This window comes from Streptomyces sp. NPDC021749 (assembly GCF_040640655.1).
GTDB lineage: Bacteria > Actinomycetota > Actinomycetes > Streptomycetales > Streptomycetaceae > Streptomyces.
Genome location: NZ_JBFACE010000007.1, coordinates 231,708 through 246,942, shown reverse-complemented (window position 1 = coordinate 246,942; position 15,235 = coordinate 231,708). Strand labels below are relative to the sequence as shown.

Sequence of the window (15,235 nt, the reverse complement as noted above, 5' to 3'; positions counted from 1 at the left end):
CGGTCGATCGGGGAGCAGCGTACGGGAGTTGGGGCGGGTGGGGACCACGGGGTCGGTGACGATAAGGGAAACTCCCTTTACTTGACCGACTTGGGGAGGCCCCATGGCCGACAATCACGCAACCGGCCGGCTGCCGCGTACCGGACAGCCACTCGTCGCGACGGTGCTCACGGGCACGGTCGCGCTCTATCTGGCGCTCGTCGCCTTCGGCAACATCACCGACTTCGGCACGAACCAGCAGTTCGTCCGGCACGTCCTGGCGATGGACACCACGTTCAAGGACCCGGACCTGATGTGGCGGGCCATCACCTCGCCGGGGCTGCAGGACGCCGCGTACGTGGCGATCATCGCCTGGGAGAGCGTCACCGCGCTGGTGCTGATAGTGGCCACCGTGCTGTGGCCGCTGGGTCTGCGCCGCGGCGATGTGGCCCGGGCCCGGATGCTGAGCACCGTCGGTCTGCTGATGATGCTGCTGCTGTTCGGCGCGGGATTCCTGGCGATCGGCGGGGAGTGGTTCTCGATGTGGCAGTCCAAGACCTGGAACGGCCTGGAGGCGGCGACCCGCAACATCACGTTCGCGGGGATCGCGCTGCTGGCCGTCCGGCTGCCGTCGGCGCCCTGAGCCGGCCGGCGCGCGGCGGGCGGGCGCCCGGCACTCACCACTCGATGCGGTAGTCCGTCAGCCAGTTGCCGCCGTCCGCGCCACCGTCCCCGGGGCCGGTGGCGGGGCGGCCGGGTCCGCCGGGGGCGGTGCGGGCGGCCAGGCCCGCGCTGGTCGCGACGACCTTCTCCACCCGTTCCCGGCGCAGTTCCTCGTACGCCGCGAAGGCGGTGCGCGGCCCGGTGTGGTCGCGCAGGCAGCGGGCCAGCACGATGCCGTCCTCGATGGCCATCGAGGCGCCCTGGGCGGCGTTGGGCGCGGCCGCGTGGGCGGCGTCGCCGAGGACCACCTTGGTGTCGTCGTACCAGGTGGGCGTGGTGGCGATGTCGTAGGCGCTGGAGGCGATGACCCGGTCGCCGGTGGCGCGGACGAGGGCGGCGGCCGGGGTCGCGTCCCCGGGGAACCGCGCGGCGACCCGGTCGCGCCACTCGTCGGGGGTGACGGCCTGCAGGGCCGCGCGGTCGCTCTCGGTGCCGGGGATGTTGGCGAACCACCAGACCTCCCCGTCGGGGGCGCGGGTGCAGCCGAGGACGGCGCGGTCGCCCCGGATCATGGTGTAGGTCTCCGCGGCCACCTCGGCGCCGGCGGCGCGGGTGTAGCCGCAGACGGTGTGCTGGCCGGTGTGGCGCGGCCGGGGCGCCGCCGGGTCGATGAGGGTGCGGGTGACGGAGTGCAGTCCGTCCGCGCCGATCAGCAGATCGCCCTCGGCGCGGCTGCCGTCGGCGAAGGCGGCGACCACCCGCTTCCCGCCGGCCGACGCCACCGTCTCGGCGCCGACCAGCCGTTTCCCGTGGTGCACCGGGATGCCCCGGCGGGCCGCCTCGGCGTGCAGCACCTGGTAGAGGGTGGCCCGCCGCATCGTGCGCGGGCCGGGGCCGGTGCCGCTGCCGGCGAGGGGCCGCTCGCCGACCTTGCTGCCGTCGGGGCCGAACACCGCGACCCGCTGCGCGGGGAAGGAGTGGGCGGCGACCGGGTCGTGGGCGTCGATCACCCGGAGCGCCTCCAGGCCGTTGGCGAAGACGACGAGGAAGGCGCCGACGTCGTCCGCGCCGGTCGGGTACGCCTCGAAGACCTCCGCCTCGATGCCCGCCTTGTGCAGCGCCATGGCGGTCACCGCGCCCGCGATGCCGCCGCCGATGATCAGGGCCTTGCTCATGCCGTGGTCCCCCCGGGTGTGCCCCCGCTCGGTCCGCCGGCCGGGCCGTGGCCGGCGGTGCGGCCGCCTGGCCGCACGGTCCCACCTTGCCTCCGGCGGGCCGGAAGATCCAGCCCGCCGGAGGACGTACGGCCCGTGTCGCCGTGCGTGCCTCAGCCCGCCGCGTACACGTCCTCAATGTACCGGCCGGAGGCGGTGAGTTCGCGCAGCCAGGCCTCGGACTCCTGGACGGAGGCACCGGTGTGCGCGGCGTGCACCTCCCGGAAGGCGGCCCGTACCCCGGGGGCCATCCGGCTGCCGTCGCCGCAGACGTACACCCGCGCGCCGGCTTGGAGGAGTTCCCAGATCTCGGCGGCCTCGGCGGCGATGCGGTGCTGGACGAAGCGGTGGCCGTTCTCGGGGCGTTCGCTGAAGACGGGGCGTACCGAGAGCACCCCGGCCGCTTCGGCGGCGGCGAACTCCGCGGCGTGCAGGAAGTCGGCCGTGGGGTCGTCGCAGCCGAAGTACAGCCGGGCGGGCGCCTTTTGACCGGCCGCGACGCGGTCGGCCACCGCGCCCCGGAAGGGGGCGAGACCGGTGCCGGCGGCGACCAGGATGACCGGGGTGTCGTCGGCCGGGTCGATGCGGAAGGCCTCGCGGCAGGGCTGCACCCGGGCCAGGACCGTGTCGCCGGGGCGCAGGCCGTGCAGATACGTCGAGCCGGTGCCGCCGGGCAGCAGCGAGACCATCAGCTCGGCGTGCCGGGCGTCGGTGGCGGGCGAGGACGAGATCGAGTAGTGCCGGGTGCGCAGCGGCGGCAGCAGGTCGAGGACCACCGGCCAGGGCAGTCGGCCGCGCAGCGCGGGGTGGGCCTCGATCAGCTCGACCAGGGTGCGCGGGTCGTCGTCGGCGAGGTGTTCCAGGGCTTGGCGCTCGGGCGGGCACGGGTTGTGCGCGGCCAGCACCGCGATCTGCTCCCGGGTCGGCCGCACCCCCAACTCCAGTTGGCGGGTGAGGAGTTGGCGTACCGAAAGCGGTCGGTCGACGGGCAGGGTGTCGCGGGCCGGGCGGCGGCCCGGGTGCAGGGCGAGCACGGTGTCGAGGTCGGCGCCGAGGGCGCGGGCGGCCCGCTCGACGGCGGCCGGGGGGTTCGCCGGCAGCACGGCGAGGTGGTCGGCGGTGCGGTAGGTGACGCCGTCCGGCAGGGCCAGCCGCAGGAACCGTTTGGGGCGCGGCCAGCCGTCCGCGGTGAGGTCACGGGCCTCGGTGACGGTCAGTTCGGTCAGCTCGTGCCGGGCGGCGAGGGCGGCGAGCGGTCCGCCGCTGACCTCGGTGACGGTGTAGCCGGTGTCCGCGGCGGCCGGGGCGTCCGCGCCGGTACTGGCCGGGTCGCCGTAGCGGGTCAGCAGTTCGGTGCGCAGCGCGACGGTGAACTCCTTGACGGTGCCGCCGAGATCGCCGGAGGCGTCGGCCTCGGCGCGCGGCAGCATCCGGTCGCCGCCGAGCGCGGCCAGCCGGTCGTCGATAAGGGTGGGCACGTGCTGGTAGGTGGCGGCCCAGTTGCGGTCGCCGACGCCGAGGACGGCGAACGGGCGGTCCGCGGCGGCGCCGTCCTCCGCGGACCGCAGCCAGCGGACGAAGGCCGCGGCGTCGTCGGTGGGCTGTCCGTTGTAGGAGGCGGCGACGATGACGACGGGCCGGTCGGCGGGCAGCCCGCCGGCGCAGGCGTCCAGCGGCGCGACCTCGGTGGCGCAGCCCAGCCCGGTGGCCTCGTCGGCGAGCCGCTCGGCGAACTCGCGGCAGGTGCCGTAGTTGCTGCCGTGCAACAGCAGCAGGCCGGTGCCCTGGACGACGCGGGCGGGCAGGGCGCCGGCGGCGGCGGTGCGGTCCCCGTGGCCCGCGGCTCCCGCGGTGCCGCCGGGCAGCACCCCCAGGGCGGCGCGCACCGCGGCCCGGTCGGCCGGCGTGCGGGCGGCCAGTTGGACGGTGAACCCGTCGGGCTTGAGGGTGAGGGTCTCCTTGATGCGCAGCCGGTAGTCGGCGTGGTCGATCAGCCGGTAGCGGTGGGCGAGCAGGGCGAGCAGCATGGTCGCCTCGTGCAGCGCGAACTGCCGCCCGATACAGGCACGTTCACCGGTCCCGAACGGCTTGTAGGCGTGCGGCGAGCGGGCCGCCTCGGCCTCCGGGCTGAAGCGGGACGGGTCGAACAGCTCGGGGTTGTCGCCCCAGCACGGGTCGCGGTGCAGCATCGGGGTGAGCACGGTGACCAGCTGGCCGGCCTTCACCGGGTAGCGGCCGCCGAGCACGGTGTCCTGGCGGGCCTGGCGGGTGAAGGCGGCGGCGGTGGGCCACAGCCGCAGCGCCTCGTTGAGGACCTGCCGGGTGAACGGCAGACGGCCGATGTCCTCGAAGGCGGGGTCCGGGTCGGCCTGGTCGCCCCACAGCTCGTCGGCCTCACGCTGCACCATGCGCAGCGCCAGCGGGTCCTTGAGCAGGTGGTAGAGGGCGAACGAGAGGGCGCCCGAGGTGGTCTCGTGACCGGCGATCAGGAAGGTGATGACCTGGTTGCGGATGTTGGCGAGATCGAGGGAGGGGCCGCCCGATCCGGTGCCGTCCTCCTGCGTGCGGGCGCCGAGCATCAGGCCGAGCAGGTCGTCCTCGCCGGTCTCGCCGCTCGCCGTGCGCGCGGCGATGACCTCGTCGACGACGGAGGCGAGGTAGTCCGCGTCGGCGCGGAACGCCGCGTCCGCCGCGGAGTGGTCGGCGTGCGGGTCCCGGGCGAACTTCTTCATGCTCCATTCGAGGCAGCGCACCATCGCCTCGACGAACGGGTGCTGCGAGTCGCCGCGGGAGAACGACTCGAAGTCGAAGCCGAAGCCGGCCAGCCCGATGGTGTCCAGCGTCATCCGGGTCATGTCCTCGGCTATCCGCACCGGCGTGCCGTCGGCCACCCGCCGGTCCCAGCTCGCCATGACCCGGCGGGCGACCTTCAGCATCGCCGGGTGGTACGTCCGCATCGAGCCCAGCGCGAAGGCCGGCATCAGGATCTCGTGCGCCTTGGCCCAGTTCGGCTCGTCGTTGTAGGCGGTGAACAGACCGTCCCCGGCGAACTCCCGGACGTTCTCCAGGATGACCGAGACCCCCTTGGCGAAGCGGGTCTCGTCGGCGGCCTCGGTGACCAGGTCGAGCGACGTGAGGAAGAGCGTCTCGCGCTCGCCCAGCCGGCGCTTGAAGACCGGTCCGTGGGTCCGGGCGAGGTCCATGGTCTGCTGGATGGGCGTCGAGGTCATCCCGTCGGCCGTGATGTCGACGACCGGGATGCCGTCATCGGCGGCGCGTTCGTCACTGTGGAGCGCGATGGTGTCGGTCATGTCTCCAGCGTGAGGGGGCCGGTGGCCGTCTCCGGCCCGGGCAACTGCATGATTGTGCAGTGGTTTTTCGCTGTGCGCTCTTGCGCGCGGAACGGAGAGGGGGCAATGGACATCGGGCACGCCGGCAGTGCGCCGGACGGGGGCTTTGCCGGCGCCCCTCCGTCACCCGCCGGAGCCGGGCCGGTCGACCCGGCCGGGCCGTACGCGGACGGGCCCTGGCGCAACTACTTCCTGATCCTGCTGGACCGCATCCCCACGCCGATCGCGGTGTGCCGGGCCGACGGCGAGGTGCTGATCGCCAATCCGGCGATGGCCACGCTGTGGGGAGTGGCACCGGGTCAGCTGCGCGGCCGCAATCTGCTGGCCCTGTTCCGGCCCCGGGCGAAGGAGCAGCTGCAGCGGATCGAGGAGGCGGTGCGGCTGGGCCGGCGGTCGCGCTATCCGGTCGAGGTGCACTGGCGGTCCGCCGCCGACGGCACCGAGCACGAGGGGGAACTGACGGTGGACCCGGTCGGCGACGCGTCCGTCCAGCCGCCGGCCCTGCTGGCGCTGCTGCGGGTCACGGAGGGCGCCCCGCCGCCGGCTCGGCGGGCCACGGTGAGTCCGGTGGAGACCCGGATCCTGGTGCTGGCCGCCGGCGGCGCGACGACGGCGTCGATCGGCGCGGCGCTGGGACTGACCGTCGACGGGGTGAACTACCACCTGGCCCGGCTGTCCCGCCGCTGGCGGGTGCAGGGCCGGACCGCGCTGGTCGCCAAGGCGTACGTACTGGGCGTCCTGGCGGCGGACAGCTGGCCACCGGCCCCGGCCTGACCATCAGCACGCTTGTGCGGTTAACCTCCGTGGTGTGGAGGAGAACGCAGCCGCGCAGTTCGAGCGCGGAACGGACGGCCCGAAGGTCATCGTCGTCGGCGTGGACGGCTCCGACTCGTCCTGGCGCGCCGCCGCGTACGCGGCCGGACTCACCCGGCGCCAGGGCGCGAAGCTCGTCCTGGTCTACGTCCAGCCGGTGCTGCCGGCCGGGGCGTCGATGGGCGCGCCGGTCGTGGACGCGACCGCCGAGGTGGCCGAGGAGCTGATGGCCGAGATCCGCAGGGCCACCGACCGGCTGCAGGGGATCTACGACGTGCGCTGGGAGTTCCACACGCTGCGTGGCGACCCGTACAACGGCATGGTGCAGATGGCCGACGAGCTCAAGGCCGACGCCGTGGTGGTGGGCGCCTCGGAGTCGGCCGGGCACCGCATCATGGGCTCGGTCGCCCTCCGCCTGGTCAAGGCGGGACGCTGGCCGGTCACCGTCGTCCCGTAGCGGCCCCGCGGCGCTCCGCTGGTGGGGTCGGCCGCCCTGAGGCACGGTGGGAGGTGGACGGGCGGAGCGCCGCCCCGGCCGAGGGAGACCACCGTGACCGACCGCACGTACCGCGTGACCGATATCGTCGGGACGTCCCAGCAGAGCGTGGACGCGGCGATCAAGAACGGCATCAAGCGCGCCTCGCAGACCCTGCGCAATCTCGACTGGTTCGAGATCACCGAAGTGCGCGGGCACCTCCTCGACGGCGAGATCGACCACTACCAGGTCGGTCTGAAGGTCGGGTTCCGGCTGGAGGACGCCGATTGACCCGTTGATGACACCCCTGCCGGGTACGTCTCCCGGCGAGTCGCCACCGTACTAGGGAGTCGCCTTCCTCCGGGGCCCTTCAGGGTCCATGATGATCCGCCGTCGGACCACGACGGAGCGAGCCTACGGAGGAGATGCCAGATGGGGCTGCGCGCGGGACAGGGCGTATTGCGCCGCAAACCGATCGAACACATCGAAGAGGCGGAGGGCCCGGCGAGCCAGCAGCTCACCCGGGCGCTGGGACTGTGGCAGTTGACCGCCATCGGTGTCGGCGGCATCATCGGCGCCGGCATCTTCACACTCGCCGGCACCGTCGCGAACGGCAAGGCCGGGCCCGCGGTCCTGGTCTCCTTCCTCGTCGCGGGCATCGCGAGCGCCGCGGCGGCCTTCTCGTACGCCGAATTCGCCGGGCTGATCCCGAAGGCGGGGTCGGCCTACACCTACGGCTATGCGGTGCTCGGCGAGGTGGCCGGCTGGTTCATCGGCTGGGACCTGCTGCTGGAGTACACCGCGATCGTCGCGGTCGTCGCGATCGGCATCTCCGGATATTTCAGCTTTCTTCTCGGTGAGCTGGGGCTCGATCTGCCCGCCTGGATGCTGGGCGCGCCGGGGACCGGGCCGGGGCACCGGGTCGACCTCTTCGCGGCGGTGCTCTGCCTCCTGATCGCCTTTCTGCTGACCCTGGGCATCAAGAACGCCGCGCGCTTCGAGACGATCGTGGTGGGCCTGAAGGTCCTGGTCGTCGTGGTCGTCATCGCGGTCGGCTTCTTCCACATCAACACCGCGAACTACGTTCCGTTCTTCCCGTTCGGGGTGAGCGGCGCCTTCACCGGTGCGGCCACCGTCTTCTTCGCGGTCTTCGGCTACGACGCGATGAGCACCGCCGCGGAGGAGTCCAAGGACGCCCAGCGCCACATGCCGAAGGCGATCCTGTACTCGCTGGCGATCTCGATGGTGCTGTACGTCCTGGCCTGCCTGGTGCTGACGGGCATGCAGAACTACAAGGACATCGACCCGGAGAGCGGCTTCTCATCGGCGTTCAAGTCGGTGGGGCTGCACGGCCTCGCGGACGTCATCGCGGTCGGCGCGATCATCGGCATCCTGACCGTCATGTTCACCTTCATGCTCGGGGTGACCCGGGTGTGGTTCTCGATGAGCCGGGACGGTCTGCTGCCGAAGTGGTTCGCCAAGACCAGCCCCACGCACCACGTGCCGACCCGGGTGACCTGGATCGTCGGGGTGGCCTCCGCGGTCATCGCCGGTTTCCTGCCGATCGGCGAAGCCGCCGAACTGACGAACATCGGCATCCTGCTGGCGTTCGTGGTGGTGTGCGTGGCGGTCATCGTGCTCCGCTACAAGCGCCCCGACCTGCCGCGCACCTTCCGTACCCCGGGAATGCCGTTCGTGCCCGCGCTCGGCGTGGTCTTCTCCCTCTGGCTGATCACGTTCCTGGCGTGGCAGACCTGGGTGCGGTTCGTGGTCTGGTTCCTCGTCGGCATGGTCATCTACTTCAGCTACTCCTACCGGCACTCGAACCTGGAACGCGCGGAGCGGGAGGGTTCCGGTTCCGGTTCCGGTTCCGGGGGCGAACTGCGGTGACCCGCCGCGGCCACGGTGGCCGCGGTGGCCACCGGGCCCGGGCGGCTCGGGCCCGGGCGGCTCGGGCGGCAGACGGGTGTGCTGGTGCCGTTGGCCTGGACCCGGGCTCGGGCCCGGGCGGCTCGGGCGGCAGACGGGTGTGCTGGTGCCGTTGGCCTGGACCCGGGCTCGGGCCCGGGCGGCTCGGGCCGGATGCCGCATCAGTTTCTCCCGCCGCCCGTCTTTTTCCCGCCGGCCGCTTCTTCCCCGCGCCCGCTTTTTCCCCGCCGCCCACCCCCCTTCGGGGGGTGGGCGGGTCAGGAGGCGAGGTTGTACCGCGCGCGCCCTGCCGCCGGCACCGTCCCGCACCCGCCACGGCTGCCGGCAGGACCGCTCGCCGGTACGGCCACTCTCCGGCGGGACCGCTCCCCGGTACGGCCACTTCCGGGAGGACCGCTCCCCAGTACGGCCACTTCCGGCAGGACCGCTCCCTGGTGCGGCCCCTCACCCGCCCGGCAGCAGCCTCCGTAGCCACCCGCCGACCCGGTGCCGCCACAGCCACCACGGCAGCCGGTGGCGGGGGACGTACGCCCACAGGTCGTCGTCCGCCTCGGTGCCGCGCGGGCAGCGGCGCAGCAGGTCCAGACAGCGGCGGTCGACGGTGCCGTGCAGCCGGGCGGTGTGGGCCAGGGCGACGATGCCCTGGTGGCGGAGCCGGTGGTCCGACGACTCCAGGGCGCGCTCCAGGGCCCGGGCGACCCTGGGCAGGATCGCCGCCGGGTCGGGATGGGTCAGCGCGAGCCCGATCACCGCGACGCCCGCCAACTCCTCGCCGCGCTCGAAGGCGGCGTCCACCTCTTCCGGCCGGTCGGTACCCAGCAGCGCCGCACTCTCCCGCCAGTTCATGCCCCGGCCCGACGCGGCGCGGGCGAGCAGGAACTCGGCCCGGCCCGCGGCCAGTTGACACGCGTCCACCCCCGCACCGACCCCTTCGGTGCCGGCCACCCCCGTACCAGCAGCCCTCACGCCGGCCACTTCGGTACCGGCCATCCCCGTAACGGCCATCCCCGTAACGGCCACCCCCGCACCGGCCACCCCGGTGCCGGCCACCCCCGTACCTGCCGGTCCCCTACCGTCCGCCCTCTCGGGTGCGCTCTGCGCGACCAGCGCGAGGTAGTCCCAGATCCGCCCCGCGGCGTCCGTCCCCGCTCCCGGGATCTCCCGGCAGACCGCGTCCAGTTCGGGCTCCGACGGGCCCTGCGCGTGGATCAGCGCGAACGCCTCACCGGAGCCGGAGGCTCCCAGATCGCAGCGGCGGAGAAAGGCGAGCCGGACGGTGTCGGCGGCGGTCAGCCGGCCGTGCAGCCGGCCCCAGGCGAGTTCGGACGGTTCGATGGCCACCGCGTAGCGGACGACGTCGGCGGGGAGGGTGCGCACCGGGTGAGCCTACGAGACGGCGCGCAGCGCATCGCACCTGCCCTGCACCACACCCCAATCGTCCCGTACCGCACCGCAGTTGACCCCACCGCCTCTTGACGCGGACCTGATGGGCCCCAAGAATGAGCGCGCCCTGACAACGTTGTCGGCGAACCGGAGGTCCGGATTCATGCCATGGCCCAGTCGCAACCGGCTGCGTACCGCGGGCGCGGTACTGGCGGCCGCACTGGTCGCAGGCGGGCTCACCGCCCCCGCCGCGCAGGCCGCGCCGCCCGGCGGCCCGCTCACCGACCTGGTCAACCCCTTCATCGGCAGCCGGAAGGACGGCAACACCTACCCCGGCGCCGCGGTGCCGTTCGGCATGGTGCAGCTCTCCCCCGACACCGGCCACACCACCGGCTACGGCTACGACGACGACCACATCCGGGGTTTCAGCCCGGTGCACATCTCCGGCGTCGGCTGCGGGCTCGGCGGTGATCTGCCGGTGCTGCCCACCACGGGCGACCTCACCGAGACCGACAACGCCAAGTACGCGGCCGCTTTCCGGCATGACGACGAGTCGGCCCGGCCGGGCTACTACCGGGTCGGCCTGACCTCGTACGGCGGCATCACCGCCGAGCTGACCGCCACCGCCCGCACCGGCCGGCAGCGCTACACCTTCCCGGCCACCGACAAGGCCAATGTGCTGCTCAACGCCGGGCAGTCGCTGCACCGGACGGTCTCCACCAAGGTCGAGGTGCTGGACTCCCGCACCGTCCGCACCGCCCTCACCGGCCGCGGCTTCTGCCAGGACACCGAGCCGTACACCGTCTACACCCTCACCCGCTTCAACCGGCCGTTCACCTCGTACGGCACCTGGGAGGGCGACACGGTCACGCCCGGTTCGCGCGGGTCCACGGCGGGCGGCCGGCACGGCGCCTACGTCCGCTTCGACACCCGCGGGGACCGTACGGTCGAGGCGACCACCGCCGTCAGTTACGTCGACGCGGCGGGCGCGGCCCGCAATCTGCGCGCGGAGGGCGGGGGCTCGTTCGACCGGGTCCGGGCCGCGGCCGGTGCCGCGTGGGAGCGGCGGCTGGCCCTGGTGCGGGTGCAGGGCGGCAGCCGGACGCTGCGCCGGACGTTCTACTCCTCGCTCTACCGGTCGTTCCTCGCGCCGAACCTCGGCAGCGACGTGGACGGGCGCTACACCGGCTGGGACCGCACGGTGCACCGGACGGCCGAGTTCGGCGGCTCCGCCTACTACCAGAACTGGTCGCTGTGGGACACCTACCGCACCCAGGCGCAGCTGCTCGCCCTGCTGGCGCCGCGCGAATCGCGCGACATGGCGCTGTCGGTGCTGCGGATCGACAAGGAGGGCGGCTGGCTGCCCAAGTGGGGCTACGGAACGGTCGAGACGAACATCATGACCGGAGACCCGGTCACCCCGTTCCTGACCAACGCCTATCGGCAGGGGCTGCTGAGGGGCCATGAGGAGGAGGCGTACGCCGCGCTGAGGAAGAACGCCGACGGGGTGCCGCCGGCCGCGTCGCCGGCCGTCGGGCGGGAGGCGAACGCGGAGTACCTGAGGGACGGTTTCGCGCCGTACGTCAAGGGCCGCCCGCACCGCAAGCCCGGCGACTCGGACTTCGACCACGGGGCCTCGGCGACGCTGGAATACGCCCTGTCGGACGCGATGCTGGCGCAGATGGCGCGGGACCTCGGGCACACCGCGGACGCCGACCGCTATGCGGCCCGGGCGCAGAACTACCGGAGGATCTTCGACCCGTCGACCGGCTTCTTCCGGGCCCGGGACGAGCACGGCGCGTTCACCGGTCCGGCCGACCCCGCCAAGAGCGAGGGGTTCCACGAGGGCACGTCCTGGCAGTACCAGTGGCTGGTGCCGCAGGACCTGCCCGGGATGCTGAAGCTGATCGGCGGCCGGGACGAGGCGGACGAGCGGCTCGATGCGTTCTTCGCGTACCGGAAGCTGCTGGCGGATCCGGAGCGGACCGCCCGTGAGGTGTGGGTCAACGGGCCGTACGACTACTACAACGCGGACAAGTACAACCCGCAGAACGAACCGGACCTGATCGCTCCGTACACCTATCTGTCCACCGGCCGGCCGTGGAAGACGACGGACGTGGTGCATGCGGCACTGACGCTGTTCACCGACACGCCCAGCGGGATGACCGGAAACGACGACCTGGGGACGATGTCGGCGTGGATGGTGCTGTCGTCGATCGGGGTGTTCCCCGTGCAGCCGGGCACCGACACCTGGGGCCTGAGCACCCCGGTCTTCGACCGGGTGGACCTGACGCTGGACCGGCGCTACTACCCGGCGGGGCATTTCACCGTCACCGCGCCCGGTACGTCCGCGTCCCGGCGCTATGTCCAGTCGGTCCGTCTGGACGGTGCCGACCGGGACCGTACGTATCTGACCACGGCTGAGCTGCGCAGCGGCCGGGAACTGGCCTTCGACCTCGGCGCGGAGCCGTCCGGCTGGGGCACCGGCGAGCGGGCCGCGCCGCCGCCGGTGGGCACCGCGGCGCCAGGTGGTGCGGCCGGCCGACGGTGACGGCACCCCGTTCGCCCGTGGCCGGCGGCACGGCGCGCGGTCGCGGGCGAACGGGCGGCGAAGGGGGTGTGCCGCGGGGCGGGGCGGGTGTCAGCCCTGCAGGGCCTGCCAGAACTCGTCGAAGGACATGGTGCCGTCGTGGTCGGTGTCCTTGGCCTTGATGACGGCCTCGGCGACCGGGCCGGTGACGAACGCATCGCCCATCTCCGCCATCGCCCGCTTGAACTCGTCCGGCGTGACCTGGCCGTCGCCGTCCGCGTCGTAGCGGTCGAACGTCGCCCTGGCCTCGTTGATGTCTGCCATGAGAGGTGCCCCCTTCGTGGTGCTGCGCAGTGCTGCGCGGTGGTGTTGCCTGGTGATCTGACCTGCGTACATTAGCGGACCGTCAGGACGGGCCCGGGTGCCCCCTCCGCCGGGCCAGATAGCGGGCGGTGCGGCTGCCCGGGGCGGCGGCGACCTCCGCGGGGGTGCCTGCCGCCACGATCCGTCCGCCGTCCGCGCCGCCGCCCGGACCGAGGTCGATGACGTGGTCAGCGCCGGCGACCACGCCCATGTCGTGCTCGACGACCACGACGGTGTGGCCGGCGTCGGCCAGGCCGTGCAGCTGGCGCAGCAGCACCTCGGTGTCGGCCGGATGCAGCCCGGTGGTGGGCTCGTCGAGCAGGTAGAGGGTGTGGCCGCGGCGGGTGCGCTGGAGTTCGGTGGCGAGTTTGATGCGCTGGGCCTCGCCGCCGGACAGTTCGGTGGCGGGCTGGCCGAGCCGGAGGTAGCCGAGGCCGACGTCCTTCAGGGTGCGCAGGCTGCGGGCGGCGGCCGGGAGGTCGGCGAGGAAGTCCGCCGCGGTGTCCACGGTCATGTCGAGGACGTCGGCGATGGTCCGGCCCCGGTAGGTGATCTGCAGGGTTTCGGGGCGGTAGCGGGCGCCGTGGCAGGCGGTGCAGGGCGCGTAGGTGCCGGGGAGGAAGAGGAGTTCCACGGCGACGAAGCCCTCGCCCTGGCAGGTCTCGCAGCGGCCGGCGGCGACGTTGAAGGAGAACCGTCCGGCGGTGTAGCCCCGGGCCCGGGCCTCGTCGGTGGCGGCGAAGACCTTCCGCACCGCGTCGAACAGCCCGGTGTACGTGGCGAGGTTGGAGCGCGGGGTGCGGCCGATCGGCTTCTGGTCGACGCGGACCAGCCGGTCGATCGCCGCCAGGCCGTCGGCGCCGGTGAGCTGGGCGCGGGCCGTCGGGCCGGCGTCGGTTCCGTCCTCGGCGGCGTCCTCGGCGGCGTCCTCGGCGGCGTCGGCCCGGCCGGCGCCGAGGTGGTCCCGTACGGTCTCCGCGAGGACCCGGGTGACCAGCGTCGATTTGCCCGATCCGGAGACGCCGGTGACGGCGGTGAAGACGCCGAGCGGGAAGGCCGCGTCCAGTCCGCGCAGATTGTGCAGGGTGACGCCGCGCAGGCTCAGCGTCCCGGAGGGGGTGCGCGGGGTGCGCTCGGGGGGCGGTTCGGTGGCGAAGAGGTAGCGGCGGGTGGCGGAGGCCTCTGCGTCGGCGAGGGCGGCGACCGGTCCGCTGTGCAGGACCCGGCCGCCGTGTTCCCCGGCGCGCGGCCCGATGTCCACGATCCAGTCGGCGTGCCGTACCACGTCCATGTCGTGCTCGACCACGAACAGCGTGTTCCCGGCGTCCTTGAGCCGTCCGAGGACGGTGAGCAGGGCCTCGGTGTCGGCCGGGTGGAGTCCGGCGGACGGCTCGTCCAGGACGTAGACGACGCCGAACAGGCCGGAGCGCAGCTGGGTGGCGAGCCGCAGCCGCTGGAGCTCGCCCGCGGACAGGGTGGGTGCGGGCCGGTCCATGCTGAGGTAGCCGAGGCCGAGTTCGGTGAGGACCTCGATGCGGGCCACGAGGTCGCGGGCGAGCGCCGGGGCGACCTCGTCGTCGGTACGGGCGGCGGTGGGGCGGAGCAGTTCGGCGAGCGCGCCGAGCGGCAGGGCGGCGAGGGTGGCGATGTCCCGGCCCTCGAAGGTGACGGCGAGCGCCTCGGGTCGCAGCCGCCGTCCGGCGCACTGCGGGCAGGGCTCGGCGACCATGAAGCCCTGGACGCGCCGTCTGAGCGTCTCGCTCTTGGAGTCGGCGAAGGTGTGCAGGACGTAGCGGCGGGCGCTCATGTACTGGCCCTTGTAGGGGCGCTGGATGCGGCCGGCCTCGCGGACCGGGTGGACGGTGACGACGGGCCGTTCGTCGGTGAACAGGATCCAGTCGCGGTCGGCCTGCGGAAGTTCGCGCCAGGGCCGGTCGATGTCGTGGCCGAGGGTGGCGAGGATGTCGCGGAGGTTCTTGCCCTGCCAGGCGCCGGGCCAGGCGGCGATGGCGCCCTCGCGGACGGACAGCGCGGGATCGGGGACCAGGGACTGTTCGGTGACGCGGTGGACGGTGCCCAGGCCGTGGCATTCGGGGCAGGCGCCGGCCACGGTGTTGGGCGAGAAGGCGTCGGAGTCGAGCCGTTCGGTCGTGCCTTCCGGGTAGTCGCCGGCGCGGGAGAACAGCATCCGGAGGGTGTTGGAGAGGGTGGTGACGGTGCCGACGGAGGAGCGGGAGGTGGGCGCGGAGCGCCGCTGTTCCAGTGCGACGGCCGGCGGCAGCCCGGTGATGTCCTCGACCTTGGGCGCGCCGACCTGGTGGATCAGCCGTCGGGCGTAGGGCGCCACCGACTCGAAGTAGCGGCGCTGGGCCTCGGCGTAGAGGGTGCCGAAGGCGAGGGAGGACTTGCCCGACCCGGACACCCCGGTGAACGCGACCAGCGCGTCCCTCGGGATGTCCACGTCGATGGTGCGGAGGTTGTGCTCACGGGCGCCGCGCACCCGTACGTACGAGTCGGCCATCCGTCCATGATCGGG

General features: G+C 73.3%; 11 protein-coding genes. 6 read left to right on the top strand and 5 right to left on the bottom strand.

What is annotated here, in order from left to right:
• Positions 1-103: 103 nt before the first annotated feature.
• Positions 104-622 carry a DUF2165 domain-containing protein gene (locus AB0G35_RS10030; RefSeq protein ID WP_360946622.1) on the top strand — a complete coding sequence of 173 codons (519 nt, stop codon included), beginning with the start codon at positions 104-106 and terminating at the stop codon, positions 620-622.
• A gap of 34 nt (positions 623-656) precedes the next feature.
• Here the strand turns inward: AB0G35_RS10030 and AB0G35_RS10025 are convergent, their stop codons facing one another.
• The gene (locus tag AB0G35_RS10025; protein ID WP_360946619.1) at positions 657-1,817 is read right to left on the bottom strand and encodes an FAD-dependent monooxygenase; all 1,161 of its coding nucleotides are present in this window, start codon (positions 1,815-1,817) and stop codon (positions 657-659) included.
• A 152-nt stretch (positions 1,818-1,969) separates the two neighbouring features.
• Complete coding sequence (locus AB0G35_RS10020; RefSeq protein WP_360946616.1) at positions 1,970-5,167, bottom strand: cytochrome P450; 3,198 nt, start codon at positions 5,165-5,167, stop codon at positions 1,970-1,972.
• A 105-nt stretch (positions 5,168-5,272) separates the two neighbouring features.
• On the opposite strand from AB0G35_RS10020, the gene AB0G35_RS10015 reads away from it, so the two are divergent.
• The 4 genes from AB0G35_RS10015 (at position 5,273) to AB0G35_RS10000 (ending at position 8,384) form a co-directional block, all read left to right on the top strand.
• Positions 5,273-5,980 carry a PAS domain-containing protein gene (locus AB0G35_RS10015; RefSeq protein WP_360946613.1) on the top strand — a complete coding sequence of 236 codons (708 nt, stop codon included), beginning with the start codon at positions 5,273-5,275 and terminating at the stop codon, positions 5,978-5,980.
• 34 nt (positions 5,981-6,014) lie between these two features.
• Entirely contained in the window at positions 6,015-6,476 is a 462-nt protein-coding gene (locus AB0G35_RS10010; RefSeq protein ID WP_360946610.1) for a universal stress protein, read from the top strand.
• A gap of 93 nt (positions 6,477-6,569) precedes the next feature.
• Positions 6,570-6,785 (top strand): dodecin, encoded by a 216-nt coding sequence (locus AB0G35_RS10005; RefSeq protein ID WP_360946607.1) that lies wholly within the window; start codon positions 6,570-6,572, stop codon positions 6,783-6,785.
• Positions 6,786-6,926: 141 nt separating this feature from the next.
• Positions 6,927-8,384: an amino acid permease gene (locus tag AB0G35_RS10000; protein ID WP_360946604.1), complete on the top strand. Its 1,458-nt coding sequence runs from the start codon at positions 6,927-6,929 to the stop codon at positions 8,382-8,384.
• 483 nt (positions 8,385-8,867) lie between these two features.
• Here the strand turns inward: AB0G35_RS10000 and AB0G35_RS09995 are convergent, their stop codons facing one another.
• A complete protein-coding gene (locus AB0G35_RS09995) occupies positions 8,868-9,800 on the bottom strand; it encodes a hypothetical protein (protein WP_360946601.1) in 933 nt (310 codons plus the stop codon).
• A 169-nt stretch (positions 9,801-9,969) separates the two neighbouring features.
• Between AB0G35_RS09995 and AB0G35_RS09990 the strand changes: the two genes are divergently transcribed.
• The gene (locus AB0G35_RS09990) at positions 9,970-12,357 is read left to right on the top strand and encodes a GH92 family glycosyl hydrolase (RefSeq protein WP_360946598.1); all 2,388 of its coding nucleotides are present in this window, start codon (positions 9,970-9,972) and stop codon (positions 12,355-12,357) included.
• Between the two features lie 90 nt (positions 12,358-12,447).
• Here AB0G35_RS09990 and AB0G35_RS09985 read toward each other — a convergent pair whose 3' ends face one another.
• Together AB0G35_RS09985 and uvrA are read right to left on the bottom strand one after the other, a co-directional pair.
• Positions 12,448-12,660: an EF-hand domain-containing protein gene (locus tag AB0G35_RS09985; RefSeq protein ID WP_360946595.1), complete on the bottom strand. Its 213-nt coding sequence runs from the start codon at positions 12,658-12,660 to the stop codon at positions 12,448-12,450.
• An 82-nt stretch (positions 12,661-12,742) separates the two neighbouring features.
• A complete protein-coding gene (uvrA, locus tag AB0G35_RS09980) occupies positions 12,743-15,220 on the bottom strand; it encodes an excinuclease ABC subunit UvrA (protein WP_360946592.1) in 2,478 nt (825 codons plus the stop codon).
• Positions 15,221-15,235: the final 15 nt, after the last annotated feature.

What these genes read in the sequence shown, in the direction of transcription:
- AB0G35_RS10015 (WP_360946613.1), top strand. Translation starts at nt 5,273, where the DNA reads ATGGACATCGGGCACGCCGGCAGTGCGCCGGACGGGGGCTTTGCCGGC.
- AB0G35_RS10025 (WP_360946619.1), bottom strand. Translation starts at nt 1,817, where the DNA reads ATGAGCAAGGCCCTGATCATCGGCGGCGGCATCGCGGGCGCGGTGACC.
- AB0G35_RS10000 (WP_360946604.1), top strand. Translation starts at nt 6,927, where the DNA reads ATGGGGCTGCGCGCGGGACAGGGCGTATTGCGCCGCAAACCGATCGAA.
- uvrA (WP_360946592.1), bottom strand. Translation starts at nt 15,220, where the DNA reads ATGGCCGACTCGTACGTACGGGTGCGCGGCGCCCGTGAGCACAACCTC.
- AB0G35_RS10030 (WP_360946622.1), top strand. Translation starts at nt 104, where the DNA reads ATGGCCGACAATCACGCAACCGGCCGGCTGCCGCGTACCGGACAGCCA.
- AB0G35_RS09990 (WP_360946598.1), top strand. Translation starts at nt 9,970, where the DNA reads ATGCCATGGCCCAGTCGCAACCGGCTGCGTACCGCGGGCGCGGTACTG.
- AB0G35_RS10020 (WP_360946616.1), bottom strand. Translation starts at nt 5,167, where the DNA reads ATGACCGACACCATCGCGCTCCACAGTGACGAACGCGCCGCCGATGAC.
- AB0G35_RS09985 (WP_360946595.1), bottom strand. Translation starts at nt 12,660, where the DNA reads ATGGCAGACATCAACGAGGCCAGGGCGACGTTCGACCGCTACGACGCG.